Source organism: Bradyrhizobium sp. 139 (assembly GCF_023074175.1).
Classification (GTDB): Bacteria; Pseudomonadota; Alphaproteobacteria; order Rhizobiales; family Xanthobacteraceae; genus Bradyrhizobium.
In genome coordinates this window covers 17061-38444 of sequence record NZ_JADPKS010000050.1, presented here as the reverse complement: position 1 = coordinate 38444, position 21384 = coordinate 17061, and the positions used below count along the sequence as shown (strand labels likewise).

27 protein-coding genes and 1 riboswitch are annotated in these 21384 nt (G+C 64.2%); of the genes, 19 read left to right on the top strand and 8 right to left on the bottom strand.

Annotated elements, in window-relative coordinates; genetic code table 11:
- Positions 1–282 precede the first annotated feature (282 nt).
- The 3 genes from IVA80_RS12890 (at position 283) to IVA80_RS12880 (ending at position 4054) form a co-directional block, all read left to right on the top strand.
- The gene (locus IVA80_RS12890) at positions 283–1545 is read left to right on the top strand and encodes an ABC transporter permease (RefSeq protein ID WP_247429978.1); all 1263 of its coding nucleotides are present in this window, start codon (positions 283–285) and stop codon (positions 1543–1545) included.
- Positions 1542–2372 carry an ABC transporter permease gene (locus IVA80_RS12885; RefSeq protein ID WP_247429975.1) on the top strand — a complete coding sequence of 277 codons (831 nt, stop codon included), beginning with the start codon at positions 1542–1544 and terminating at the stop codon, positions 2370–2372. Before IVA80_RS12890 ends, IVA80_RS12885 begins: the two co-directional genes overlap by 4 nt.
- A gap of 470 nt (positions 2373–2842) precedes the next feature.
- Positions 2843–4054 (top strand): ABC transporter substrate-binding protein, encoded by a 1212-nt coding sequence (locus tag IVA80_RS12880; RefSeq protein WP_247429972.1) that lies wholly within the window; start codon positions 2843–2845, stop codon positions 4052–4054.
- Between the two features lie 187 nt (positions 4055–4241).
- On the opposite strand, the gene IVA80_RS12875 is transcribed toward IVA80_RS12880, so the two are convergent.
- A complete protein-coding gene (locus IVA80_RS12875) occupies positions 4242–4769 on the bottom strand; it encodes a PRC-barrel domain-containing protein (protein ID WP_247429968.1) in 528 nt (175 codons plus the stop codon).
- Between the two features lie 406 nt (positions 4770–5175).
- On the opposite strand from IVA80_RS12875, the gene IVA80_RS12870 reads away from it, so the two are divergent.
- Together IVA80_RS12870 and IVA80_RS12865 are read left to right on the top strand one after the other, a co-directional pair.
- Positions 5176–5946: a response regulator gene (locus IVA80_RS12870; RefSeq protein WP_247429965.1), complete on the top strand. Its 771-nt coding sequence runs from the start codon at positions 5176–5178 to the stop codon at positions 5944–5946.
- 13 nt (positions 5947–5959) lie between these two features.
- Positions 5960–7288: an ATP-binding protein gene (locus tag IVA80_RS12865; RefSeq protein WP_247429962.1), complete on the top strand. Its 1329-nt coding sequence runs from the start codon at positions 5960–5962 to the stop codon at positions 7286–7288.
- Positions 7289–7297: 9 nt separating this feature from the next.
- Here IVA80_RS12865 and IVA80_RS12860 read toward each other — a convergent pair whose 3' ends face one another.
- Entirely contained in the window at positions 7298–7513 is a 216-nt protein-coding gene (locus IVA80_RS12860) for a hypothetical protein (protein ID WP_247429959.1), read from the bottom strand.
- Positions 7514–7759: 246 nt separating this feature from the next.
- On the opposite strand from IVA80_RS12860, the gene IVA80_RS12855 reads away from it, so the two are divergent.
- From IVA80_RS12855 to thiC, 6 genes are all read left to right on the top strand, one after another.
- Positions 7760–8329, top strand: coding sequence for a lytic transglycosylase domain-containing protein (locus IVA80_RS12855; protein ID WP_247429956.1), 570 nt, complete (start codon positions 7760–7762; stop codon positions 8327–8329).
- A gap of 34 nt (positions 8330–8363) precedes the next feature.
- A riboswitch (TPP riboswitch) is annotated at positions 8364–8492 on the top strand.
- Positions 8480–9487, top strand: coding sequence for an FAD-dependent oxidoreductase (locus IVA80_RS12850; protein ID WP_247429952.1), 1008 nt, complete (start codon positions 8480–8482; stop codon positions 9485–9487). (Overlaps the previous riboswitch by 13 nt.)
- Positions 9478–9675 (top strand): sulfur carrier protein ThiS, encoded by a 198-nt coding sequence (thiS, locus tag IVA80_RS12845; RefSeq protein ID WP_063981493.1) that lies wholly within the window; start codon positions 9478–9480, stop codon positions 9673–9675. Before IVA80_RS12850 ends, thiS begins: the two co-directional genes overlap by 10 nt.
- 179 nt (positions 9676–9854) lie before the next feature.
- Entirely contained in the window at positions 9855–10637 is a 783-nt protein-coding gene (locus IVA80_RS12840) for a thiazole synthase (protein WP_247429948.1), read from the top strand.
- On the top strand, positions 10624–11232 hold the full coding sequence (locus IVA80_RS12835; RefSeq protein ID WP_247429947.1) for a thiamine phosphate synthase: 609 nt from the start codon (positions 10624–10626) through the stop codon (positions 11230–11232). The genes IVA80_RS12840 and IVA80_RS12835 overlap by 14 nt, the downstream gene beginning before the upstream one ends.
- A 182-nt stretch (positions 11233–11414) precedes the next feature.
- A complete protein-coding gene (gene thiC, locus IVA80_RS12830; protein ID WP_247429945.1) occupies positions 11415–13313 on the top strand; it encodes a phosphomethylpyrimidine synthase ThiC in 1899 nt (632 codons plus the stop codon).
- 62 nt (positions 13314–13375) lie between these two features.
- On the opposite strand, the gene IVA80_RS12825 is transcribed toward thiC, so the two are convergent.
- Positions 13376–13600: a DUF6429 family protein gene (locus IVA80_RS12825; protein WP_247429942.1), complete on the bottom strand. Its 225-nt coding sequence runs from the start codon at positions 13598–13600 to the stop codon at positions 13376–13378.
- Between the two features lie 115 nt (positions 13601–13715).
- Here IVA80_RS12825 and IVA80_RS12820 point away from each other — a divergent pair, with 115 nt between their 5' ends.
- Together IVA80_RS12820 and IVA80_RS12815 are read left to right on the top strand one after the other, a co-directional pair.
- The gene (locus tag IVA80_RS12820; RefSeq protein WP_247429940.1) at positions 13716–14228 is read left to right on the top strand and encodes a mismatch-specific DNA-glycosylase; all 513 of its coding nucleotides are present in this window, start codon (positions 13716–13718) and stop codon (positions 14226–14228) included.
- Positions 14229–14480: 252 nt separating this feature from the next.
- A complete protein-coding gene (locus IVA80_RS12815) occupies positions 14481–15134 on the top strand; it encodes a glutathione S-transferase family protein (RefSeq protein ID WP_247429937.1) in 654 nt (217 codons plus the stop codon).
- Between the two features lie 14 nt (positions 15135–15148).
- On the opposite strand, the gene IVA80_RS12810 is transcribed toward IVA80_RS12815, so the two are convergent.
- On the bottom strand, positions 15149–15877 hold the full coding sequence (locus IVA80_RS12810) for an SDR family oxidoreductase (protein ID WP_247429935.1): 729 nt from the start codon (positions 15875–15877) through the stop codon (positions 15149–15151).
- 212 nt (positions 15878–16089) lie between these two features.
- Here IVA80_RS12810 and IVA80_RS12805 point away from each other — a divergent pair, with 212 nt between their 5' ends.
- Together IVA80_RS12805 and IVA80_RS12800 are read left to right on the top strand one after the other, a co-directional pair.
- The gene (locus tag IVA80_RS12805; protein WP_247429932.1) at positions 16090–16482 is read left to right on the top strand and encodes a hypothetical protein; all 393 of its coding nucleotides are present in this window, start codon (positions 16090–16092) and stop codon (positions 16480–16482) included.
- An 11-nt stretch (positions 16483–16493) separates the two neighbouring features.
- A complete protein-coding gene (locus tag IVA80_RS12800) occupies positions 16494–17189 on the top strand; it encodes a glutathione S-transferase family protein (protein WP_247429929.1) in 696 nt (231 codons plus the stop codon).
- A gap of 102 nt (positions 17190–17291) precedes the next feature.
- On the opposite strand, the gene IVA80_RS12795 is transcribed toward IVA80_RS12800, so the two are convergent.
- Positions 17292–17726: a hypothetical protein gene (locus IVA80_RS12795; RefSeq protein WP_247429927.1), complete on the bottom strand. Its 435-nt coding sequence runs from the start codon at positions 17724–17726 to the stop codon at positions 17292–17294.
- A 138-nt stretch (positions 17727–17864) separates the two neighbouring features.
- Positions 17865–18137, bottom strand: a complete 273-nt coding sequence (locus tag IVA80_RS12790; protein WP_247429924.1) for a hypothetical protein — start codon at positions 18135–18137, stop codon at positions 17865–17867.
- Between the two features lie 75 nt (positions 18138–18212).
- Between IVA80_RS12790 and IVA80_RS12785 the strand changes: the two genes are divergently transcribed.
- Positions 18213–18596, top strand: coding sequence for a RidA family protein (locus IVA80_RS12785; protein WP_247429922.1), 384 nt, complete (start codon positions 18213–18215; stop codon positions 18594–18596).
- A 169-nt stretch (positions 18597–18765) separates the two neighbouring features.
- Positions 18766–19026, top strand: a complete 261-nt coding sequence (locus tag IVA80_RS12780) for a hypothetical protein (protein ID WP_247429920.1) — start codon at positions 18766–18768, stop codon at positions 19024–19026.
- 81 nt (positions 19027–19107) lie between these two features.
- Here the strand turns inward: IVA80_RS12780 and IVA80_RS12775 are convergent, their stop codons facing one another.
- A complete protein-coding gene (locus IVA80_RS12775; protein WP_247429918.1) occupies positions 19108–19593 on the bottom strand; it encodes a J domain-containing protein in 486 nt (161 codons plus the stop codon).
- 111 nt (positions 19594–19704) lie between these two features.
- On the opposite strand from IVA80_RS12775, the gene fabG reads away from it, so the two are divergent.
- Positions 19705–20472 (top strand): 3-oxoacyl-ACP reductase FabG, encoded by a 768-nt coding sequence (gene fabG / locus IVA80_RS12770; RefSeq protein WP_247429915.1) that lies wholly within the window; start codon positions 19705–19707, stop codon positions 20470–20472.
- A 215-nt stretch (positions 20473–20687) separates the two neighbouring features.
- Positions 20688–20936 (top strand): helix-turn-helix domain-containing protein, encoded by a 249-nt coding sequence (locus IVA80_RS12765; RefSeq protein WP_247429913.1) that lies wholly within the window; start codon positions 20688–20690, stop codon positions 20934–20936.
- A 183-nt stretch (positions 20937–21119) separates the two neighbouring features.
- Here the strand turns inward: IVA80_RS12765 and IVA80_RS12760 are convergent, their stop codons facing one another.
- Positions 21120–21341 (bottom strand): hypothetical protein, encoded by a 222-nt coding sequence (locus tag IVA80_RS12760; protein WP_247429911.1) that lies wholly within the window; start codon positions 21339–21341, stop codon positions 21120–21122.
- Between the last annotated feature and the right edge of the window lie 43 nt (positions 21342–21384).

The following is a 21384-nucleotide window of genomic DNA, read 5'->3' as shown; positions in this document are numbered from 1 at the left end:
GGCGACCGCAAAATGGCGTGCCGCGCAGACAGAGGGAAAAGCGTGGCGGATAGCTCGCCTGCGGCGCATCCTTCGAGACGCCCGCCTACGGCGGGCCCTCAGGATGAGGTCTGAGTCTGTGGCAGCGACTGTACAGGCGTCGGTCTCAATGAGCCTCATCCTGACGAGACCGCGAAGCGGTCGTCTCGAAGGACGGGGCGCGCGCTCAGACTGCTCCGAAACGCCATATGCGATCCCTCTCCCAGAATCGGCGAAGGATATCCGGTCAAAGAGGCTCATGCCATGACGACAGCGTCTCTGACCGGCGCTGATCCCACGACCGAGGTGCCGCTCAAGCGCCGATTGAGGCGTGCGGAACGGACACGCCAGGTCAAGGCATTGGCGCTGGTCCTGCCGCTTCTCGTCTTCCTGCTCTTCACCTTTGCAGGCCCGATCGCCGGCATGCTCTGGCGGTCGGTCGATGACCGGGAGGTGCGTCGGGTTCTGCCTCAAACCATCGCTGCTCTCGCGACTTGGAACGGCAAGGACCTGCCGGACGAGAAAGCCTACGCAGCACTGGCAAGCGATATCCTGGCGGCGCGCGCCTCCGGCACCGTCGCCATCGCAGCCAAACGTCTCAACTACGCACTGAACGGTTTTCGCACGATCCTCACCAGCACCGCACGCAATCTCAAGGCGGTGCCGGAGCCCGGCACGGCCAGGGAGACACTTGGCAAGATCAACCCGGCCTGGCGCGAGCGCACCACCTGGACCACGATCAAGGATGCCAGTGGTCCTGTGACCGGCTTCTACCTCCTGGCGGCCCTCGACCTGACGCGGAATGTGGATGGCGCCATCATCGCAGCTCCGCCGGATCAGGCCATCTACCGCGACGTGTTCGCGCGCACCTTCCTCATCAGCATCAGTGTCACCGTACTCTGCCTGATCCTTGGCTTCCCGGTCGCTTACCTGCTGGCGACGCTGCCGCCCGGCCGGTCGAACCTGCTGATGATCTTCGTCCTGCTGCCGTTCTGGACGTCACTTCTGGTCCGCACCTGCGCCTGGATCGTGCTGTTGCAGAGCAAAGGCGTCGTGAACGACAGCCTGCACTGGCTTGGCATCATCGACGAGCCGTTACGCCTGATCTACAACCGCTTCGGTGTCTGCGTGGCCATGACCCACGTCCTCCTGCCGTTCATGATCCTGCCGCTGTACAGCAGCATGAAGGCGATCTCGCCGGCCTACATGCGTGCTGCCGCCTCGCTCGGTGCGCCACCACTCACCGCCTTCCTGCGGATCTACCTGCCTCAGACCCTGCCCGGCATCGGCGCGGGAAGCCTGCTCGTCTTCATCCTGGCGCTCGGATACTACATCACACCGGCTCTCGTCGGGGGCGCCGCCGACCAGATGATCAGCTATTTCATCGCGCTCTACACCACCGAGACCGCCAACTGGGGCCTCGCTTCCGCGCTGGGTGCGGTGCTGCTGCTGGCCACTCTGTTGCTCGCTCTCGTCTACGGCAAGCTGGTGCAGGGACAGCAGGTCACGGGAGGAATGAAGAATTGAGCGATAATTCTTTCCTCCGCACGTCCAGCCAGCGCATCGCGTGGATCGCGACCATCGTCATCTCAACGCTGGTGTTCATCTTCCTGATCGCGCCAATCCTTGCGATCATGCCGCTGTCATTCAGCTCGGGCTCGTACCTCACCTATCCGCTGCCGGGCCTTTCCTTGCGCTGGTACGACGACTTCATCAATTCGCCGCGCTGGATGAATTCGCTGAAGAACAGCATGATCATTGGGGTAGCCTCGACCCTGCTGTCGATGGTCCTTGGCACGCTGGCCGCGCTCGGGCTGGCGCAGTGGAAGAGCCGGTTCAAGCCGCTCGTGCTGGCTTTCGTGCTGTCGCCGGTCGTCGTGCCCGGCGTCATCACCGCGGTCGGCCTGTATTTCTTCTTCGCGCCGATCGGACTGACCGGCAGCTATCTCGGCTTGATTCTGGCCCACACCGCGCTGGCGGCGCCCTTTGTGGTGATCACGGTCGGCGCAACGCTGCAAAGCTTCGACACCAATCTGGCACGCGCCGCCGCCTCGCTCGGCGCCTCGCCGCTTGAGGCGTTCCGCCGCGTGATCCTGCCGCTGATCCTGCCCGGCCTGGCGTCGGGTGCGCTGTTCGCCTTCGCGACCAGCTTCGATGAGGTGGTGATTGTGCTGTTCATGGCAGGTCCCGAGCAGCGCACCCTGCCGCGCGAAATGTTCAGCGGCATCCGCGAGAACATCAGCCCGACCATCACGGCGGCGGCGGTGATCTTGACGACGGTGTCGGTCATCCTCCTCGCGACCCTGGAAGGCTTGCGCCGACGCAACGAGCGGCTCAAGGGCGGCGGCGTGTAAGCGGCTGTTGACCTTCTTCCTTCTCCCCTTGTGGGAGAAGGTGGCGCGAAGCGCCGGATGAGGGGTATCTGTCCGCACACTCAATTGAGAGTTGGACTCGCGGACAGAGACCCCTCACCCGTCTCGCCGCTATCGCGGCGAGCCACCCTCTCCCACAAGGGGCTAAGGCGTGCACACATCTTTCGGCCGTTGGTCAGCACCAATGGAAAGCGCAAGTCTTTTCAATGATAGCTGACCGACCGCTCTTTGGGCGGTTCCGAAACCTGGGGTCATCTAAGTCCCTGTATTAGATTCCGTTTTTGAGATGTGTGCACGCCTTAGCCCACAAGGGGAGAGGGAAGAAACACCGCAGGCCCCTACTTATTTCTCAACCCTCCTCGCGCATCCCGGGCTTTGCGACCGCGACCGATTGTCGCTAAAACGGTCCCCGCAACAACGCCCTAACAACAACACACAGGGAGAAAAACAACATGCAAAAACTCATCGCCGCGGTTGCGGCCGGTCTCGCCCTCGCCGCTACATCCGGCGCGACGCAGGCGCAGATTTCAGACGACGTCGTCAAGATCGGCGTGCTCACGGACATGTCGAGCCTCTATGCGGACGCGACCGGCAAGGGCTCGCTCGCCGCCGTGGAAATGGCGGTCGCCGATTACGGCGCCAAGGTCGCCGGCAAGCCGGTGCAGGTGGTCGCCGCCGATCACCAGAACAAGCCCGATGTCGGCGTCAACATCGCCCGCAACTGGTACGACAACGACAAGGTCGACGCGATCTTTGACGTCCCCACTTCGTCAGTGGCGCTGCCGATCTCGGCGCTGACGCGCGAGAAGAACAAGATCAACATCAATTCCGGCGGCGGCTCGTCCGACATCACCGGGCCCGCCTGCTCGCCCAATACGGTGCACTGGACCTACGACACCTATGCGCTGTCGAACGTCGCCGGCAAGGCGATGGTGAAGCGCGGCGAGGACACCTGGTTCTTCGTCACCGCCGACTACGCCTTCGGCATGGCGCTGCAGCGCGACGCCGCCAATGTCGTCAAGGAGAGCGGCGGCAAGGTGCTCGGCGAGGTCCGGCATCCGCTGAATTCGTCGGACTTCTCCTCCTTCCTGCTGCAGGCCCAGGCCTCCAAGGCCAAGGTGGTCGCGCTCGCCAATGCCGGCGGCGACACCACCAACGCGCTGAAGCAGGCGGCCGAGTTCGGCCTGGTGCAAGGCGGCCAGAAGATGATCGCGCTCTTGCAGGAGATCACCGACACGCATTCGCTCGGCATCAAGGCGACGCAGGGCCTGATCGTCACCGACGCCTTTTACTGGGACATGAACGACGAGACGCGCGCCTTCTCGAAGCGCTTCAACGAGAAGGTCGGCCACATGCCGACGATGATCCAGGCCGGCCTCTATTCGGCGACCATGCACTATCTGAAGGCGATCGAGGCGACCAAGACCGACGAGGCGCCGAAGGTGATGGCGCAGATGCGCGCCACGCCGGTCAACGACTTCTTCGCCAGGAACGGCAAGATCCGCATCGACGGCCGCATGGTCCATGACATGTATCTGTTCGAGGTGAAGAAGCCCGAGGAGTCCAAGGGCGAGTGGGATCTCTACAAGCTAATCGCCACCGTTCCCGGCGACGAAGCCTTCCGCCCACTCGACAAGGGCGGCTGCCCGCTGGTGACGCACTGAGGCAACATCTCCGCCATTGCGAGCGAAGCGACGCAATCCAGAAATGCATCCGTGGATAGCTCTGGATTGCTTCGTCGCATCAGCGCAAAATTGCCACGCAATTTTGTCGCGTGCTCCTCGCAATGACGAAAGACACGACAGCGCGCCCGGTGAAACCGGGCGCGCTTCGTTAGCGCTTAGAGCTGCATTACTCCGAGTACTTGAACTCGGGCATGTTCTTCAGTTCGTCCTTGCTGGCGTTGAACACGGCATGGTCCGGATACCATTTCGACGAGGACGACGTCGCGGTCGCAGCGGGCCTGTTGTCGGTGCCGGTCGCAGCGCCCGTCGTCGTGGTCGTAGCGGGCCTTGCGCCCGGATTCGTGCCGGTGCCGGTGTAGGCAATGGCTTCGTTGGCGAACTTCAGCTTCTCGTAGGGGACGGCGACCAGATGCTCGCCCATGCCGAGGAAGCCGCCGACGCCGATCACGGCGATCTTGATGTTGCCGCTCTTGTCCATCAGCAAGTCGTTGATCGAGCCAATGTTCTCGTTGGCCTCATTGTAGATCTTCAGGCCCGCCATCTTCGAAGCACGCCACTCGCCCGACGCACTCGTCGTCGTCGTGGTGGCCGCGGTCGGTGCCTTGTCGGTGGCGGCGGGCGGCGATTGCGCGAACGCAACGGTCGCAAGCAGTGCGGTGCCGGCGAGGCCGGCCGCGATCGATTTCATCAACATTGTCGTCCTCTCCTTCAGCAGAAAACTCGTGCTGAGAGAACAGCGCTGATCACTCGCGGTTCCTTTGCGTGCTGCAATTTCGTCGCGCAATGCGCGAGCGCGAAAGCCGCCCGCGATTGTTCCTGCGTCACTCAGGAACATTTTGCAGCGCACTGTTCCCCGCCGACGATCATGCGCCTGGGTGAAGCACGATCGCTGCCGTTGGCGCCGTCGGACGATGCCGACGATTGCGACGGCTGGATGGCTCCGTGGCTTTTGCGGGGTTACGCAGCTGGCACCGCCACGGTATGGTTAGACCTTGCTGCTGCCCGGCCCAGGTGTTGCCGGGTGTTGCGCCCGGGCAGGCAGAAACAATCTGAAACAAAAATCTTCGCCATTTGGCCCGAATCTTGGACAAACAAAGCTCATGGCCATTTCCAATCCCAACATCCTGATCGTCGAGGACGACCGCGAAACGCGGACCTTGATTGCAAAATACCTGCGCAACAACGCCTGCAACGTCAGCGCCGTGAGCGATGGCCGCGAGATGTCGCGTGCCATGGCCGATCACAGGGTCGACCTCATCATCCTCGACGTCATGCTGCCCGGCGAGGACGGCTTGAGCCTGTGCCGCAAGGTACGCGCGGAGGCGCAGACGCCGATCATCATGCTGACCGCGCGCGGCGAGGACGTCGATCGCATCGTCGGCCTTGAAATGGGCGCGGACGACTATCTGCCAAAGCCCTTCAACCCGCGCGAGCTGCTCGCGCGCATCAATGCGGTGCTGCGCCGTCAGGCCGCCGCGCAGGCCGCAAGCTCGATCGAGGGCGCGTCTGCACTCGCCTTCGAAGGCTGGCGCATCGATCTGCGCCTGCGCGAACTGCGCAATCCGGAAGGCGCGCGCGTCGCGGTGACCAGCGCCGAGTTCGATCTCTTGCGGACCTTCTGCGAGCGGCCCGGCCGCGTGCTGTCGCGCGACAGCCTGCTCGACCTCACGCAAGGGCGCAACACCGGCTCGTTCGAGCGCTCGATCGACGTGCTGGTCAGCCGCATCCGCCGCAAGATCGAACCCAATCCGCAGGACCCGACCATCATCAAAACAGTGCGCTCCGGCGGCTATCTGTTCACGCCCAGAACTGAAGCTGCTGGGACTGAAGCAGCGAGCATCGGAGCGGTCGCGGCGACCCTGGGCAATTAGTGGAGCGGCCGTCATGACGCCGTTCCGTTTCTTCCACCTCAAAAGCATCGGCGGACAGATCGCCGCGCTGGTGGTGGCGTCGATCGTCGCGCTGCATCTGATCCTCACCGTCAGTTTCCTGATCAGCCGGCCGGACCGTGCCGAGCCGCTGCCCGACAGCGCGCATCAGCTCGCGGATGCGGCCCTGCTGCTCAACGGCGCTGATGCAAGCGAGCGGCCGCGCATCCTCGCCGATATCACGCGGGCGTTTCCGAAGGCCGGCATCGAGCTCCTGGCGCCGGGGACCGTCTCCATCGCCAATGACAGCGAAGGCCAGCATCTGCGCAACGTGCGCCGGCATCTCGGCCATCAGTATAAGGTGCTCGCGCTGGCACCGAACTTCGGCGTGCACCGCGTCGCGGTCGAACTCCCCGACGGCAGCATGATCGCAGGCCGCGTCGAGCAGGGCCCCTATCCGCCGCGGTTCTGGGGCGGCCCCTGGATGATTACGCTGCTGTTCGCACTGATCAGCGTCACCATGCTCGGCCTGTGGGCGGCCTACGCGCTGGCCGCGCCGCTGTCCTCGTTCGCCAAGGCCGCCGAGAATTTCAGTCTCGACGGAGCGGCCGATCCGCTGCCCGAGCGCGGCCCGGAGGAAATCCGCTCGGTCGCGCGCGCGTTCAATCGCATGCACGAGCGGATCGCACGGCTGATGTCCGACCGCACCAGAATGCTGGCGGCGATCAGCCACGATCTGCGCACCCCGATCACCCGGCTGCGCCTGCGCGCCGAGTTCATCGAGGACGAGGGCAACCGCAAGCGCATGCTGATCGACCTCGACCAGATGCGCGCGATGCTGGAATCCGTGCTGTCGCTGCTGCGGAACGACCGCAAGGTCGAAGCGGTGACGCTGGTCGACATCGCGAGCACGCTCCAGCTCATCGCCGACCAGTTCGGCGACATGGGACATGTCGTGCACTATGACGGCCCCGCTTCGGCAACCGCCGCCGCGCGGCCCGACGATCTGCATCGCGGCGTGACCAACCTCGTCGAGAATGCGGTGCGCTTCGGCGCCGAAGTGACGATCCGCCTCGATGTATCAGGCACCAAGCTCGTCATCGACGTCGAGGACGACGGCCCCGGCATTTCCGATGCGCGCAAGCAGGAGATGCTGGAGCCGTTCGTGCGCGGCGACCATGCGCGCACCATGGACGAGTCCACCGGCTTCGGGCTCGGCCTCTCGATCGCGCGCGCGATCGCGCTCGCCCATGGCGGCGAGCTGTCGCTGCACGACCGCCAGCCGCACGGACTGATCGTGCGGATGCAATTGCCGATTTGGCAGGAGCCGCGGCTGGCGGCCTAAGACCGCCCCTTACGCCGCGAGCGGCGGATGCTCGACTGCGGCCTTATCGTAGATCGCCACCGCCTCGAAGCGATAATTGCAGGCGCGGCAATTCCAGAGATAGGACACGCGCCCCTCGCCCGGCTCGATCCAGTCGGGCTGCGGGATCGGCGTGCCGCATTGGGCACAGGGGTTCTGTCTGGGGATATCACCAGTGTGGGCGTTGACCATGGTTGATTTTGTCATGGCACCTCTCCCGATTCGCAGCGCTTTCATACTCGCTTTCGCGCAACCGCACGAATAGACAGGCGTGCTGTCGCGAGTTGTCCGCCTGAGGGGACTTCTGCGCCGGCTTTGCGTCGTAACGAGGGCTCGGCGCGCGAAATCGAGAGCGGCGGCGTTTGGTCACATCATCGCCGCGTTCGGAAGGCCTAACGGCAGCCGAACGAAGATCACTCAGGGCAGGTCACTCAGGAACGTCTGGGATATCTGATGAAAATTTTACGTTTTGCCGCGCTGCTCGCGGCCGGACTGACGTTGCCGCAGGCTGCATTCGCGGGCGAAGCGGAATACGCCGAGATGGTCGCAGCCCATGCCCGCGCCAACGGCGTGCCGGAGACGCTGGTGCATCGCGTCATCATGCGCGAAAGCCGCTATCAGCCCGGCCTCGTCGGCCATGGCGGCACCATCGGCCTGATGCAGATCAAGCTCGCGACCGCCCGCGGGGTCGGCTACACCGGCGATGCCGCAGGCCTGCGCGATCCCAACACCAACCTCACCTATGCCGTCAAGTATCTCGCCGGCGCCTATCGTGCCGCCAACGGCGACCACGCCCGGGCCGTTCGCTATTTTGCAGGCGGCTATTACTACGCCGCAAAGCGGCAGCGGCACGAGGCCGTGCAGGTCGCCAACATGGGCGACACCTGGCTCGAGCCGAACGGCAATCCGCAGCCGATGTTCGGCACGACGCCGCACCGGAAGCTGGCCCAGCGCGTCCGCAACGCCCGGGCACAAGGTTCCCAATCGATAACGGACATCATGGCCGGGCATGACCAGCGCTAACGCGTTGACACAGGCTCCCACTGGCATACATTAAAGCCGTTCCGAGGGGTGCTCCGAGGAGGAGCTGAGATACCGCTAAATGGGCAAACCGGCCCAGGACCGCGGTGACCCTTTGAACCTGATCCGGGTCATGCCGGCGAAGGGACAGGGATGTTGCAGACCACCAAGCGACCGGATTCAGCGGTATCCATCATCGGCGCAGGCATTGCAGGTGCCTGGCAGGCATTGTTGTTCGCGCAGGCCGGCCATGTCGTGACGCTGCACGAGCGCGATGACGCGGCGATGACCGATTCCACCAGCCATTGGGCCGGCGGCATGCTCGCGCCCTGGTGCGAGGCGGAGGTCGCCGAACCCATCATCAGCCGGCTCGGCCAACGCTCCCTGGACATTTGGCGGCGCGAATTGCCCGATACCCCTTTCAACGGCTCGCTCGTCGTCGCCCACCCGCGCGAGCGCAGCGACTTCGAGCGTTTTGCGCGGATGACCGAAGGGCACCGCCGGCTCGACGCGACCGACCTTGCCGAGCTCGAACCGTCGCTGCAGGGCCGCTTCCACGATGCGCTGTTCTTCCCAAACGAAGGTCATGTCGAGCCGCGCCGTGTTCTGCCGAAACTGCACGAGCGCATCCGCGCCGCCGGCGGCACCATCAAATTCTCCAGCGATGTCAGCGCCGCCGAGCTCAACGGCATCGTGATCGACTGCCGCGGCCTCGGCGCACGCGAGGAGCAGCCGGAACTTCGCGGCGTCAAGGGCGAGATGATCCTGATCGAGACCGGCGAGGTGCAGCTGGCGCGCCCGGTGCGGCTGATTCATCCGCGCTGGCCGCTCTACGTGATCCCGCGCGAGGACAATCTGTTTATGCTGGGCGCGACCTCGATCGAGGCCGAGGACACCGGCGTCAGCGTGCGCTCCGCGCTGGAGCTGTTAGGTGCGGCCTATGCCGTGCATCCGGCCTTTGCTGAAGCGCGCATCGTCGAGTTCGGTTCGGGGTTGCGTCCGGCCTATCCTGACAATTTGCCGCGCATCACGGTCGACAAGAAGATCGCCGTGAACGGGCTTTATCGCCACGGTTTTCTGCTGGCGCCCGCGCTTGCGGAGCTGACGCTCAATTACGTGCAGCGCGGCGCGATCGACAATGAGGTGATGCAATGCGTGTGATCGTCAACGGCGAGCAACGCGAAGTGAACTCGGCAAGCGTCGACGCGCTGCTCAGCGAGCTCGATTACGAGGGAACTCATTTCGCCATCGCGCTGAACTACGACGTCGTGCCGAAAAGCCGCTGGGCCGAAACCCACCTCAAGGCCGGCGACGAGATCGAAATCATCACGCCGCGGCAGGGAGGGTGAGGATGCAGGCACAACCTCCCCAAGTCGTCCCGGCGAAGGCTACATACTCCGCCGTCATCGCCCGGCTTGACCGGGCGATCCAGTACGCCGCGGCCTCTCTGTTCTACGGCACGGCCTCTGGAATACTGGATCCCCGCCTTCGCGGGGATGACAGCTACATCTGAGGAGTCACCTTCGACATGCTGACCTTCTACGGCAAATCCTTCGCCTCCCGCCTGCTGATCGGCAGCGCGCTGTATCCCTCGCCCGCGATCATGCAGGCGGCGATCCGCAGCTCAGGCTCGAACATCGTCACGGTGTCGCTGCGCCGCGAATCCGCCGGCGGCAAGACCGGCGATGCCTTCTGGAAGCTGATCCGCGAGCTCGATGTCACCGTGCTGCCGAACACCGCCGGCTGCCGCAGCGTGCGCGAAGCCGTGACGACCGCGAAGCTCGCGCGCGAACTGTTCGGCACCAGCTGGATCAAGCTCGAAGTCATCGCCGACAATGATACGCTGCAGCCCGACGTCGTTGGTCTCGTGGAAGCCGCCGCCATCCTGATCAAGGACGGTTTCGAAGTGTTCCCCTATTGCACCGAAGATCTCTCGGTCGCCAATCGCCTGGTCGACGCCGGCTGCAAGGTGGTGATGCCGTGGGCAGCCCCAATCGGCAGTGCCAAGGGCATCACCAACCGCGATGCGCTAAGACTGCTGCGCGAGCGGCTGCCCGACATCACGCTGGTGGTTGACGCCGGCATCGGCGCGCCCTCGCACGCGGCCGAGGCGCTCGAGCTCGGCTATGACGCCGTGCTGCTCAACACGGCCATCGCCAAAGCCGCCGATCCCGTTGCCATGGCCAATGCCTTCCGCCTGGGCGTCGAGGCCGGCCGCACCGCCTATGAAGCCGGGCTGATGGACGCCCGCGATTTTGCTTCCCCCTCCACCCCTGTCGTTGGGACCCCGTTCTGGCATGCCGTATCCTGATCGATTCTATCCCGTCGTCGACAGCCTCGCCTGGGTCGAACGCCTGACCAAGCTCGGCGTGGGCACCATCCAGCTGCGCGCGAAAGATCTCGACGACTCGCAGTCGCTGCAGATGGTCACCGACGCGCTGGCGATCACGAATGGCACGCAGGCCAAACTCGTCGTCAATGACTATTGGCGCGCGGCGGTCGTCGCGGGCGCAAAGTATCTGCATCTCGGCCAGGAGGATCTGGCGGACGCGGACCTCAAGGCCATCCGCGAAGCGGGCCTGTCGCTCGGCGTCTCGACCCACGACGACGACGAGCTTGAGACCGCGCTGGCCGCAAAACCCGACTACGTCGCGCTCGGCCCGATCTTCTTCACCACGCTGAAATCGATGCGCTTCGAACCGCAGGGCATTGCAAAAATCACCGACTGGAAGGAGCGCATCGGCACCATCCCGCTGGTCGCGATCGGCGGCATCAAGTTCGAGCACGCCGCGGAGATCTTTGCGGCGGGCGCGGATTCGATCGCCGTCGTTTCCGACGTCACGCAAAATGCCGACCCCGACGCGCGGGTGCGGCAGTGGCTCGGCCTCTCCGTGGAGGCTGCGTGATGCGCCTCGCTCAGACTTTTCCCCGTCACCCTGAGGTGGCCGCTTCTTCAGCGGCCCTCGAAGGGCGACGGCCCGGCTCGTCCATCCTTCGAGGCTCGCCCAGCGTCGCGTTCGCGCCGCAGGCCTCGCACCTCAGGATGACGAGATCATCAAATGCGCCCAGGACATAAAAGGAGGATCCCATGAACATCCGCTCCAATCCCGACAAGACCGTTCCCGCCGTCACCACCGGCCCGCTGCCGTCCTCGCGAAAAATCTTTGCCTCGCCCGACGCCGCGCCTGACCTGCGCGTGCCCTTGCGCGAGATCATCCTCTCCGAGGGCGCCGGCGAGCCGAACCTGCCGGTGTACGACACCTCCGGCCCCTACACCGATCCGTCCGTGACCATCGACGTCAACGCCGGCCTCGCCCGCGACCGCAAGGCCTGGGTGCTGGAGCGCGGCGGCGTCGAAGAATATGCGGGCCGCCAGATCAAGCCGGAGGACAATGGCAGCGTCTCCACCGACAAGGCCGCGCGCGCTTTCTCGGCCTATCACCAGCCGCTGCGCGGCCTCGACGGCCACAAGATCACGCAGCTGGAATTTGCGCGGGCCGGCATCGTCACCAAGGAGATGATCTACGTCGCGGCGCGCGAAAATCTCGGCCGCAAGCAGCAGCTCGAACGCGCGGAGGCAGCTCTCGCCGACGGCGAAAGCTTTGGCGCCGAAGTGCCCGCCTTCATCACGCCGGAGTTCGTGCGCAGCGAGATCGCGCGCGGCCGCGCCATCATCCCCTGCAACATCAACCATTCCGAGCTCGAGCCGATGATCATCGGCCGCAACTTCCTGACCAAGATCAACGCCAATATCGGCAACTCGGCGGTGACCTCATCCGTCGAGGAAGAGGTCGAGAAGATGGTGTGGGCGATCCGCTGGGGCGCCGACACCGTGATGGACCTCTCGACCGGCCGCAACATTCACACGACCCGCGAATGGATCTTGCGCAACGCGCCGGTGCCGATCGGCACCGTGCCAATTTACCAGGCGCTGGAGAAGTGCGACGGCGATCCGGTCAAGCTGACCTGGGAGCTCTACAAGGACACGCTGATCGAGCAGTGCGAACAGGGCGTCGACTACTTTACGATCCACGCCGGCGTGCGCCTGCAATACATCCACCTCACCGCCAACCGCGTCACCGGCATTGTCTCGCGCGGCGGCTCGATCATGGCGAAGTGGTGCCTGGCGCATCACAAGGAGAGCTTCCTTTACACCCATTTCGACGAGATCTGCGACCTCATGCGCAAATACGACGTCTCGTTCTCGCTCGGCGACGGCCTGCGCCCGGGCTCGATCGCCGACGCCAACGACCGCGCGCAATTCGCCGAACTGGAGACGCTCGGCGAGCTCACCAAGATTGCGTGGGACAAGGGCTGTCAGGTCATGATCGAAGGCCCCGGCCACGTGCCGATGCACAAGATCAAGATCAACATGGACAAGCAGCTCAAGGAGTGCGGCGAAGCGCCGTTCTACACCCTTGGACCGCTGACCACCGACATCGCGCCGGGCTACGACCACATCACCTCGGGCATCGGTGCGGCCATGATCGGCTGGTTCGGCTGCGCCATGCTCTGCTACGTCACGCCGAAGGAGCATCTCGGCCTGCCTGATCGCAACGACGTCAAGGTCGGCGTCATCACCTACAGGATCGCCGCCCACGCGTCCGATCTCGCCAAGGGCCACCCCGCCGCCCAGCTTCGCGACGACGCGCTCTCCCGCGCCCGTTTCGACTTCCGCTGGAGCGACCAGTTCAACCTCGGCCTCGACCCCGACACCGCCAAAAACTTCCACGACGAGACCCTGCCGAAGGAAGCTCACAAGGTCGCCCATTTCTGCTCGATGTGCGGCCCGAAATTCTGCTCGATGAAGATCACGCAGGACGTGCGGGATTACGCGGCGACGCTGAACGATCCGAACAGCGTGGGAATGTCGATGCAGGGAACGGCCGAAGACGGCATGGCCAGGATGAGCGCGAAGTTCAAGGAGATGGGATCAAGCGTGTATCTGGATGCGGAGAAGGTGAAGGAGAGCAATCGGGTGTTGTGAGACCCTGGTATCTCATACCAAACATGGGCCGGGCTTTTGCCCGGCCTTCTTTTGCTGCGGTATTATTCCTCGAACAACTCCTTGAACAACGCCTTTGCTCGTTCTAGCCCCTCGTCCGTGAACACCACCGATTTCACTTTGCCGACGGGATCATGAATCATTCCCTTCTCATAAAGGCGATCGAGCACATCCCAGTCGAACCCCTTCCATGCCCGATAGCGATCATGCAGGGTCAGATAGAGCAAAGCCAATGCTGCATCGTCGACCTTGTCCTTGTTGATGGCCATGTTGTACCTCTCGCAGAGCGATGCCGAGTGATCGTATTCGGCAATATGCGATCCGCAACAGTTACTGCACCGCCCAAAGGCGGTTCCAATTGGACGGAGTTATCGGTCCACCCAGATGCCAGATAACAACTCCGATCGCCTCCCCGACCAGCTCCTTCCCACCCTCCGCCTCGTCTTCGTCGGCACCGCCGCCAGCACGCGCTCGGCTGAACTCGGGCACTACTACGCCCATCCCGGCAACCGTTTCTGGCGCGCGATCCATGAGGCCGGGATCACGCCGCGGCGCTATCAACCGGGCGAGTTCGCCGCGCTGCTGGAACTCGGGATCGGCTTCACGGATCTTTCCAAGTCGGGTGCCGGGATGGATCACCAGATCGAGGCCGCATCGATCGACGTGGCGGGCTTCAGGGCCAAGATCGAAGAGTATCGACCGAGGACGATTGCGTTCACGAGCAAGAAGGCTGCGAGCCTGTTTTACGGCAGGCCGTCGAGCGTGATCGCACTTGGACAGCAGCAAGCGGACGGGAGCTTGCCCGAGATATTCGTGCTCCCGTCCCCGTCCGGCGCTGCGTCCGGTCACTGGACGCTGGAGCCGTGGCGCGATTTAGCAGCATGGATGGCTGCGTAGGGTGGGCAAAGGCGCTCTTGCGCCGTGCCCACCGTGTCTCCACGAACCCGCAGGATGGTGGGCACAGCGCGCGAAGAGCGCGCCTTTGCCCACCCAACTACTGAAGTGGTGGGTTACGCCTTGTGCCTTCATTCGTGGAGAGAGCGAGTTTGTGAACGGCTAACCCACCCTACAAGAAAACGAAATAGCCTGTCGGAATCCGCCCCCGTCGTTCGTCCTCGACACAACGCGCGACCAACTCGGAGACCTCCAATGCCCCCCACCATCACCGCCTTCGAAAGCTCGCCCGACCGCGGCAGAGGACAGGCGCGCGACATGCGGGTGCGCTGGGCGCTCGAAGAGGTGGGCCAGCCCTATGATGTGCGGCTCGTGTCGTTCGAGGACATGAAGGCGCCCGCGCACCGTGCGCGGCATCCGTTCGGGCAGATTCCGACGTACGAGGACGGCGATCTCGCCCTGTTCGAGTCCGGCGCGATCGTGCTCCACATCGCCGAGCGCCACGCCGGGCTGCTGCCTGATGATGCGAATGCCCGGGCCCGCGCGATCGCATGGATGTTTGCCGCGCTGAGCACGCTGGAGCCGCCGATCGTCGATCTCGGGATGGCCATGCTGTTCGAGCGCGACAGAAGCTGGTATGAGGAGCGCCTGCCTGTCCTGAAGGATCGCGTCCGTATCAGGCTCGGCGAATTGTCCCGCCGCCTCGGCGACGCCGACTGGCTCGATGGCGCGTTCAGCGCCGGCGATCTCATGATGGTGACGGTGCTGCGCAGGTTGAGCGCATCGGGCCTGCTGGACGAATATCCTGATCTCTCCGCCTATGTCGCCCGCGGCGAAGCCCGGCCGGCCTTCAGGCGTGCGTTCGAGGCTCAATTGGCGGTTTTCATGGCCGCATCGAAGGGTTCGTAAGGTCGGTCGGCGCTCTAAAGATCGAAATTGGTCGGCAGCATCACTACGTCACGAATTGTCATGCCGCGTGGCCGCGTTAACATGAACATCACCACGTCGGCCACTTCGCTGGCCTCCAGCAGGCTCCCCGATTCCTTGGCTTCCCTGAGCTTCTCCGGCGGCCAGTCCGCGAGCAGGGCGCTGACGACCGGGCCGGGCGAGATCGAGCCGACGCGGATGCCGTGCTTGAAGACCTGGCGCCGCACCGTCTGGACAAAGCAGTTGATCGCCCATTTGGACGACGCATAGACCGGCTCCCACGGCGTCGGAAAATGGGCCGTCAGGGAACTCGTGACGATGATGTCGCCGGTCCGGCGCGCGATCATGTGGGGCAGCACGTCGTGCACGTTTTTCATCCCGACGTTGACATTCAGGTTGAGCATGCGGTCGATCGCCATGATGTCGGCATCGACCAGATCGCCACCGACATACGTCCCCGCATTCGCATGCAGGATGTCGAGCTGGCCAGCCTTCTCCAGAACGCGCGGCAGCAGCGTTGCGCAGTCTTTCGGGTTCAGCAGGTCGACGAGCAGCGGGATCACTGCGTCGCCGTGCTTGTCGCAGAGCGCCTTCAGCGCGGCCTCGTCGCGGTCGACCATCACCACGCGCGCGCCCGCAGCCAACATCGCCTCGGTGCTGGCCAATCCGATGCCCGACGCAGCCCCGGTCACGGCCGCAACCTTGCCGTCCAATTCTCTCGCCATACGATTTCCATCTTGCCGAGGTCACCAGGATCTGGAGTATAGCGAACTCGGGCGAAGTTGTCGGGGACAAACCAGCGACCATGCCATCGTCCTCCGGTCGAAGGACATCGCGCACAAAGCGCGGAATTGTTGCAAGCCCGTCACTGCGGCGATACGACTTCAGGTGGAACAGCCGGGGCGACCGGCTCGGGTCACTCCAGGAAGCCGCCGCAATGAGCGATGATCTCTCGGGTGTCTGGAACGGCAGCTACATTCAGCCGGGCACGGGAATGGTCACGTTCACCGCGACGCTGGTCGAAGCCGGCGGCGCCGTCAGCGGCAGCGTGACCGAGCCGTGCTCCAATCCGAATTGCCCGCTGCGAACCCACAATGCCTCGATCGCGGGCCAGCGCTCCAGCAGCAGCGTCTCGTTCGTCAAGCGCTACGAGCCGCCCGGCTACGGCTTCGACACGGTCCACTACGAAGGCGTGGTGAATGCGGATGCGACCGAGATCGACGGGCGCTGGCGGCTGCCGGGTTTTTCCGGAGCATTTCTGATGATCCGCGCCAGCAAGGCTGCGCGGGCGGTCACGACGGAGCAGCAAGCCAAGGTGCCATCGCGCTGAAGGGAGCGATCATGCTAACCCTCTATTCCTACCCAAAACTGTTCGGCGTCGCCGACAACAACGGCTATGGCCTCAAGGTCTACGCCTTCTTCAAGCTCGCCGGCGTCGCATTCGTGCACGAGCACCTGTTCGACGCCTCGTCAGCCCCGCGCGGGCAGCTTCCCTACGTGGTCGACGACGGCGAGACCATCGGCGACAGCGAAACGATCATCGCGCATGCCATCGCCAAATATCGCCTGACCATCGATGCCGGCCTCTCACCGCAGCAGCGCCGCACCAATCACCTCGTCACCCGCATGCTGGATGATCTCTACTGGGTGATGTCGTATTCACGCTGGCAGGACGAGCGCTATTACCCGGCGTTCCGCGACGCGTTCATTGCACAGCATCCGCAAATCGATGCCGAAGGGCTGAAGAAGGCAAAGGCGTATAACGCGCAGCGTTATCGTTTCCAGGGCATCGGCCGCTACACGCCCGAGCAGGCCTACGCGCGGGGGTTGGCCGATCTGCAGGTCCTGGCCGAGATCGTGCCTGCGGCCGGCTTCGTGCATGGCGCCGCGCCGACCAGCATCGATGCCGGCATCTACGGCTTCATCGCCAACATCTACTTCCTGCCGATCCCGACGCCGCTGAAAGCCTTCGTCGACGCGCACGAGAATCTCGTCACGCATTGCCAGCGGATTCATGCAGCGGTGAGCGGATCGTAGGGTGGGCAAAGCGAAGCGTGCCCACCAACCGTTTCGTATCGTACTGGCACCGATGGTGGGCACGGCGCTTGCGCGCCTTTGCCCACCCTGCGCGACCCGCTCCTACCGCATCGTAATCGCAAGCCCGCTCAGATCCGCATTCGCCATCAGGCCGACCTGCGTGCCGGTCAGCTCAAGCACGGCGCCCTTCTGGTTGGTGAGCACGATCGCTCGCGCGCCGCGGCCGATGGCAAGGCCAGCACCGGCGGCGCCGTAGACGCCGGCGACATCGGAGGGACGATTGATGTTGGAGACACGGCCGCGCAGCACGGTCTTGGAGCCGCCGAAGACGAGGCCGTAATCGAGCCCGCCGGTCGAGAGCGAATAGGCGCGGCCGCGGAAGTTCAGCACGCCCGAGCCGCCGGAACCGCCGATGATCCAGCCCGCCTTGTAGATCGTCAGCACCACGGTGCCGCCATCGGCGATCGCCGAGGTCGAAAGGCCGGCCAGAGCGGCAATGGCGACCAGCGCGGCGCGGAAGGTGGTAGCGATCTTCATGGGGCGTCTCCGGGGCTATTTTTCAAGGAGGAAATCGAATCAGACGAAGCGAATGTATCCGATGGATCGCGGCGGCAACATGATGGGGTGGGCGTGAGTCGTGGTCTGTAGCAACTCACTCAACTGTCATCGCCCGGCTTAACCGGGCGATCCAATAGTCTGGAGACGGCGGTGATTGAACCGAGAAGCCGCGGCGTACCGGATGCCCCGGTCAAGCCGGCGCATGACGGCGGAGTTTGGCGCGACAAGACGCCCAACTGCCATCATGCCATTCTGCCCCTGTTTTGCCCGACGGAGCAAATGATTATTTGTTTTTCCCGAAGCAGATAAAAGATCAATGATTTCTGCTTGATGGCTACTGTGCATGGGGTTGTTTTCGCGCTTTTGTTTTGCGCCAGCCAGCGCTGCCATCCAATCCCGATTGCAAGTCCCCCGCATGTCGCTAGGCTCATGGGTGTCCGCGACCGTTTCATCCGAGGTGATCCCATGCCGATCCAGCATTTCGCGCCCCCGCCGCACGTGAAGGCGCCGCCGCTGTCCTTTGCGACGCGTGCCGGCGATCTCCTGTTCGTCTCCGGCATTCCCGGCTTCGACGCCGGTGGCGCGTTGCCGGACGGTTTCGAGGCGCAGTTCGCCAACGTCGTCGTCAACATCAGGCGCGTGCTGGACGAGGCCGGGGCGACGTTCCGCAATCTCGTCAAGGTCAACGTGCTCCTGACCCGCGCCTCCGATGTCGCCGCGATGAACGCACTCTATGCCGGCGCCTTCGGCCCGCCGCCCTACCCGGCGCGCACCACCTGCGTGGTGCAGGCGCTGCCCGATCCAAAAATGCTGATCGAGATCGAGGCGGTGGCCGCGCTTTCGAAGTGAGCCGCGCCTGGCGCGTGTGACTTGTCGGGCACTCGGCCAAACCAAGTGCGCGGCTCCGTCTGACATATCCGTGAACGGCCGCTCCTCGGCTTGCAAAGGCCTTGCTTTTACCGCACGAATTTTCGGGTCACACTTCCCCACCGGGTCACACTTCCCAAGGAGATATTTCATGCGTCGCGTTCTGGCCCTCTGTGCCGTTGCCGGCATCGCCACCTCCGTCTTCGCCGTGCCGGCCTCGGCTGCTGTCGGCTATTACGTGATCCGCTGGGACAACACCGGCATCTGCCAGGTCTGGAACGAGGATCTGAAGTACAAGCCGTTCCAGTGGGGGGTGTCGACCTACAAGATCGTCAGCAAGCCGCTCCCGACCTTCGCCGCGGCTTCGGACGTCCAGATCAAGCTGCGCGCGGAGCGCCGCTGCACGCTCTGAGCCTTACATCACAGATCGAATTGAAGCGGCGGGTCGCGCGAGCGATCCGCCTTCTTCTTTTGCAGCCCACGATTGTTGCGCTCACGCGTCCTTGTGCGCACCGGGATGGATGAGGATGTCGCGCGCGGCGGCGAGATCGATAAAGGCTTCCGCGCTGCCGCCCTGGTCGGGGTGCATGCCTTTGGCCGCGCGGCGATAGGCCTTGTTGATGTCCTCGCAGGTGAGCTGCACGGCGAGCGGCAGGCCGAGCATCCTGCGGGCACGATCCTCGCGGGAGAGCTTCTTCGGCGCGGCGTTGCGGCGGCCGAAGCGCGGCGCCGTCAGGTCGTGAACGACCTCGAGCACCACGCCGACGCGGCGCCGGGCCGCCAGCGCGACGCCGTGATCGTCATTGTCCACGGCCTGGCGCAGCACGGCAAGCGCCTGCTCGGCTGCCTGGCGCAGCGTGGCGTCAGGGCTCATCCGCACGATCTCGGCGACCAGCCGGCCGGCCTCGGCCCAGTCGGCAGACGGCGCCGACCGCAGGCGTTCGAGAGCGAGTTTCCAGGATTCAAGCCGTCCCATCATGCGCGCAACGTTTAGCAATCACGATCAGTATGCCAAGGCCGCCGTTTCCGACCCCTTAATTTCGAGTTAGGCTTTCATGAAACTTAGAAGCGAAATCGGGAGGAAATTGTCATGGCACTGCTCGCTAACCACATCGCCGTCGTCACGGGCGCCGGTTCCGGCATCGGCCGGGCAATCGCGGCCGGCTACGCGCGCGAGGGCGCGCAGGTGGTCCTGCTCGACGTCAACGCGGACACCGTCGCGGAAGCCGCCCAGGAGATCCGCAAGGCCGGCGGCAAGGCCGAGAGCTTTGCGCTCGACGTGACAAAGCGCGAGGACTGCTTTGCGCTCGCCAAGCAGGTCGCCGATAAGGTCGGGCAGGTCTCGATCCTCGTCAACAATGCCGGCATCACCCGCCGCAATGCCTTCACCGCGGAGACGGAGACGGTGGCGAAGGACTGGAACGACATCATTTCGCTCAACCTCAACGGCGTCTTCAACATGACGCAGGCGTTCCTGGCTCCGCTGCGGGCAGCTAAGGGCCGCATCGTCAATATCGGCTCGATCCAGTCCTTCGTGCATCTGCGCACGCCGAGCTCGGTGGCTTACACAACCTCGAAGCACGGCGTGCTCGGCTTCACCAAGGCGCTTGCGGTCGAGCTCGGCAAGGAAGGCGTGCGCGTCAACGCAATCGGGCCGGGCTTCATCGAGACCAACATCAACGCCAACGTGCGCGCGACCAATCCGGCGCTGGTGCAGGCCTTCGTCGATCACACGCCGCTGGCGCGCACCGGCAAGCCCGAGGACATCGTCGGTCCCGCCATCTTTCTTGCGTCCGATCTGTCGGCTTATGTCACGGGAACGATCGTGATGGTGGATGGCGGATACAGGACGGTGTGAGCGAGGCGATGTGGGCCGAGAGAGATCGGCCCGCATCGCTATGCATCTCGTGCCAATCGCGGCCGCTTCGCGGCATTCCTGAGGTCAATTGGTGCGATGGCCCCGCGATTAACCTTTCATTAACCAAACCCGCTCACCGTAGATCTACGGCTTGGGGGCCGTTGTTCTCGATCGCTTCCAAAGACGGAAGCGGGCGTTGATCGGGAGGTGTGTTGATGACCACTGTTCATGTCGCTGCGTCCGAGCCGGGCGCGCAATTCCTTGCCCCCAACCAGATCGTTCCGCTGTTGATCGGCGCGACCGTCGACGAGGTCGAGCGCGAGCTCGTGCTCCAGACGCTCGCACGCTGCGACGGCAACCGCACGCGCGCATCGCGCGTGCTCGGCCTGTCGGTGCGCACGCTGCGCAACAAGATCAGGCTCTATGCCGCCTCTGGTATCGACGTGCCCGCCTATCAGGATTAGCGCGCGGCGGCGTGACGTCGATCGGTACCGCTGATTGATGTTGATCAGGCCCGGCGCGATGCGCGGTCGGAATTGCTGCCGTCGTCAAACGCCGCTAAGTGCTGCCATGGCTGGACCAGCTCTTCGACGCCTGGGACCAACATCGCCGGCAGCGCGAGCAGGACGCCCGGGGCTGGGCCTCGGTCAAGAAGCATGAGATGAATCATCCTTGCGCGGCAGCATCCCCATGCGCTCGAACTGCCAGCGCATGGCGCGGTACCAGAGATAACCGACCGCCGCGCCGCACAAGGCGAGGATCACGACGTTCGCGCTCGAGAACGAGCCGCTCCACCACATCATCCACGCGGTCCACAGCAGCGTAAAGACGATGGCACCTGCTTTCAGGGGAAGAAGGGGGCGGTTCATGTTGGTGCTCCGGGTTGTCAAATCCCGGCAGACATCCTCGCAA

Excerpts from the sequence above, each read along its gene's own strand:
- IVA80_RS12890 (WP_247429978.1), top strand. The coding sequence starts at position 283 with ATGACGACAGCGTCTCTGACCGGCGCTGATCCCACGACCGAGGTGCCG.
- IVA80_RS12880 (WP_247429972.1), top strand. The coding sequence starts at position 2,843 with ATGCAAAAACTCATCGCCGCGGTTGCGGCCGGTCTCGCCCTCGCCGCT.
- IVA80_RS12875 (WP_247429968.1), bottom strand. The coding sequence starts at position 4,769 with ATGTTGATGAAATCGATCGCGGCCGGCCTCGCCGGCACCGCACTGCTT.
- IVA80_RS12870 (WP_247429965.1), top strand. The coding sequence starts at position 5,176 with ATGGCCATTTCCAATCCCAACATCCTGATCGTCGAGGACGACCGCGAA.
- IVA80_RS12865 (WP_247429962.1), top strand. The coding sequence starts at position 5,960 with ATGACGCCGTTCCGTTTCTTCCACCTCAAAAGCATCGGCGGACAGATC.
- IVA80_RS12860 (WP_247429959.1), bottom strand. The coding sequence starts at position 7,513 with ATGACAAAATCAACCATGGTCAACGCCCACACTGGTGATATCCCCAGA.
- IVA80_RS12855 (WP_247429956.1), top strand. The coding sequence starts at position 7,760 with ATGAAAATTTTACGTTTTGCCGCGCTGCTCGCGGCCGGACTGACGTTG.
- IVA80_RS12850 (WP_247429952.1), top strand. The coding sequence starts at position 8,480 with ATGTTGCAGACCACCAAGCGACCGGATTCAGCGGTATCCATCATCGGC.
- thiS (WP_063981493.1), top strand. The coding sequence starts at position 9,478 with ATGCGTGTGATCGTCAACGGCGAGCAACGCGAAGTGAACTCGGCAAGC.
- IVA80_RS12840 (WP_247429948.1), top strand. The coding sequence starts at position 9,855 with ATGCTGACCTTCTACGGCAAATCCTTCGCCTCCCGCCTGCTGATCGGC.
- IVA80_RS12835 (WP_247429947.1), top strand. The coding sequence starts at position 10,624 with ATGCCGTATCCTGATCGATTCTATCCCGTCGTCGACAGCCTCGCCTGG.
- thiC (WP_247429945.1), top strand. The coding sequence starts at position 11,415 with ATGAACATCCGCTCCAATCCCGACAAGACCGTTCCCGCCGTCACCACC.
- IVA80_RS12825 (WP_247429942.1), bottom strand. The coding sequence starts at position 13,600 with ATGGCCATCAACAAGGACAAGGTCGACGATGCAGCATTGGCTTTGCTC.
- IVA80_RS12820 (WP_247429940.1), top strand. The coding sequence starts at position 13,716 with ATGCCAGATAACAACTCCGATCGCCTCCCCGACCAGCTCCTTCCCACC.
- IVA80_RS12815 (WP_247429937.1), top strand. The coding sequence starts at position 14,481 with ATGCCCCCCACCATCACCGCCTTCGAAAGCTCGCCCGACCGCGGCAGA.
- IVA80_RS12810 (WP_247429935.1), bottom strand. The coding sequence starts at position 15,877 with ATGGCGAGAGAATTGGACGGCAAGGTTGCGGCCGTGACCGGGGCTGCG.
- IVA80_RS12805 (WP_247429932.1), top strand. The coding sequence starts at position 16,090 with ATGAGCGATGATCTCTCGGGTGTCTGGAACGGCAGCTACATTCAGCCG.
- IVA80_RS12800 (WP_247429929.1), top strand. The coding sequence starts at position 16,494 with ATGCTAACCCTCTATTCCTACCCAAAACTGTTCGGCGTCGCCGACAAC.
- IVA80_RS12795 (WP_247429927.1), bottom strand. The coding sequence starts at position 17,726 with ATGAAGATCGCTACCACCTTCCGCGCCGCGCTGGTCGCCATTGCCGCT.
- IVA80_RS12790 (WP_247429924.1), bottom strand. The coding sequence starts at position 18,137 with ATGGCAGCGCTGGCTGGCGCAAAACAAAAGCGCGAAAACAACCCCATG.
- IVA80_RS12785 (WP_247429922.1), top strand. The coding sequence starts at position 18,213 with ATGCCGATCCAGCATTTCGCGCCCCCGCCGCACGTGAAGGCGCCGCCG.
- IVA80_RS12780 (WP_247429920.1), top strand. The coding sequence starts at position 18,766 with ATGCGTCGCGTTCTGGCCCTCTGTGCCGTTGCCGGCATCGCCACCTCC.
- IVA80_RS12775 (WP_247429918.1), bottom strand. The coding sequence starts at position 19,593 with ATGATGGGACGGCTTGAATCCTGGAAACTCGCTCTCGAACGCCTGCGG.
- fabG (WP_247429915.1), top strand. The coding sequence starts at position 19,705 with ATGGCACTGCTCGCTAACCACATCGCCGTCGTCACGGGCGCCGGTTCC.
- IVA80_RS12765 (WP_247429913.1), top strand. The coding sequence starts at position 20,688 with ATGACCACTGTTCATGTCGCTGCGTCCGAGCCGGGCGCGCAATTCCTT.
- IVA80_RS12760 (WP_247429911.1), bottom strand. The coding sequence starts at position 21,341 with ATGAACCGCCCCCTTCTTCCCCTGAAAGCAGGTGCCATCGTCTTTACG.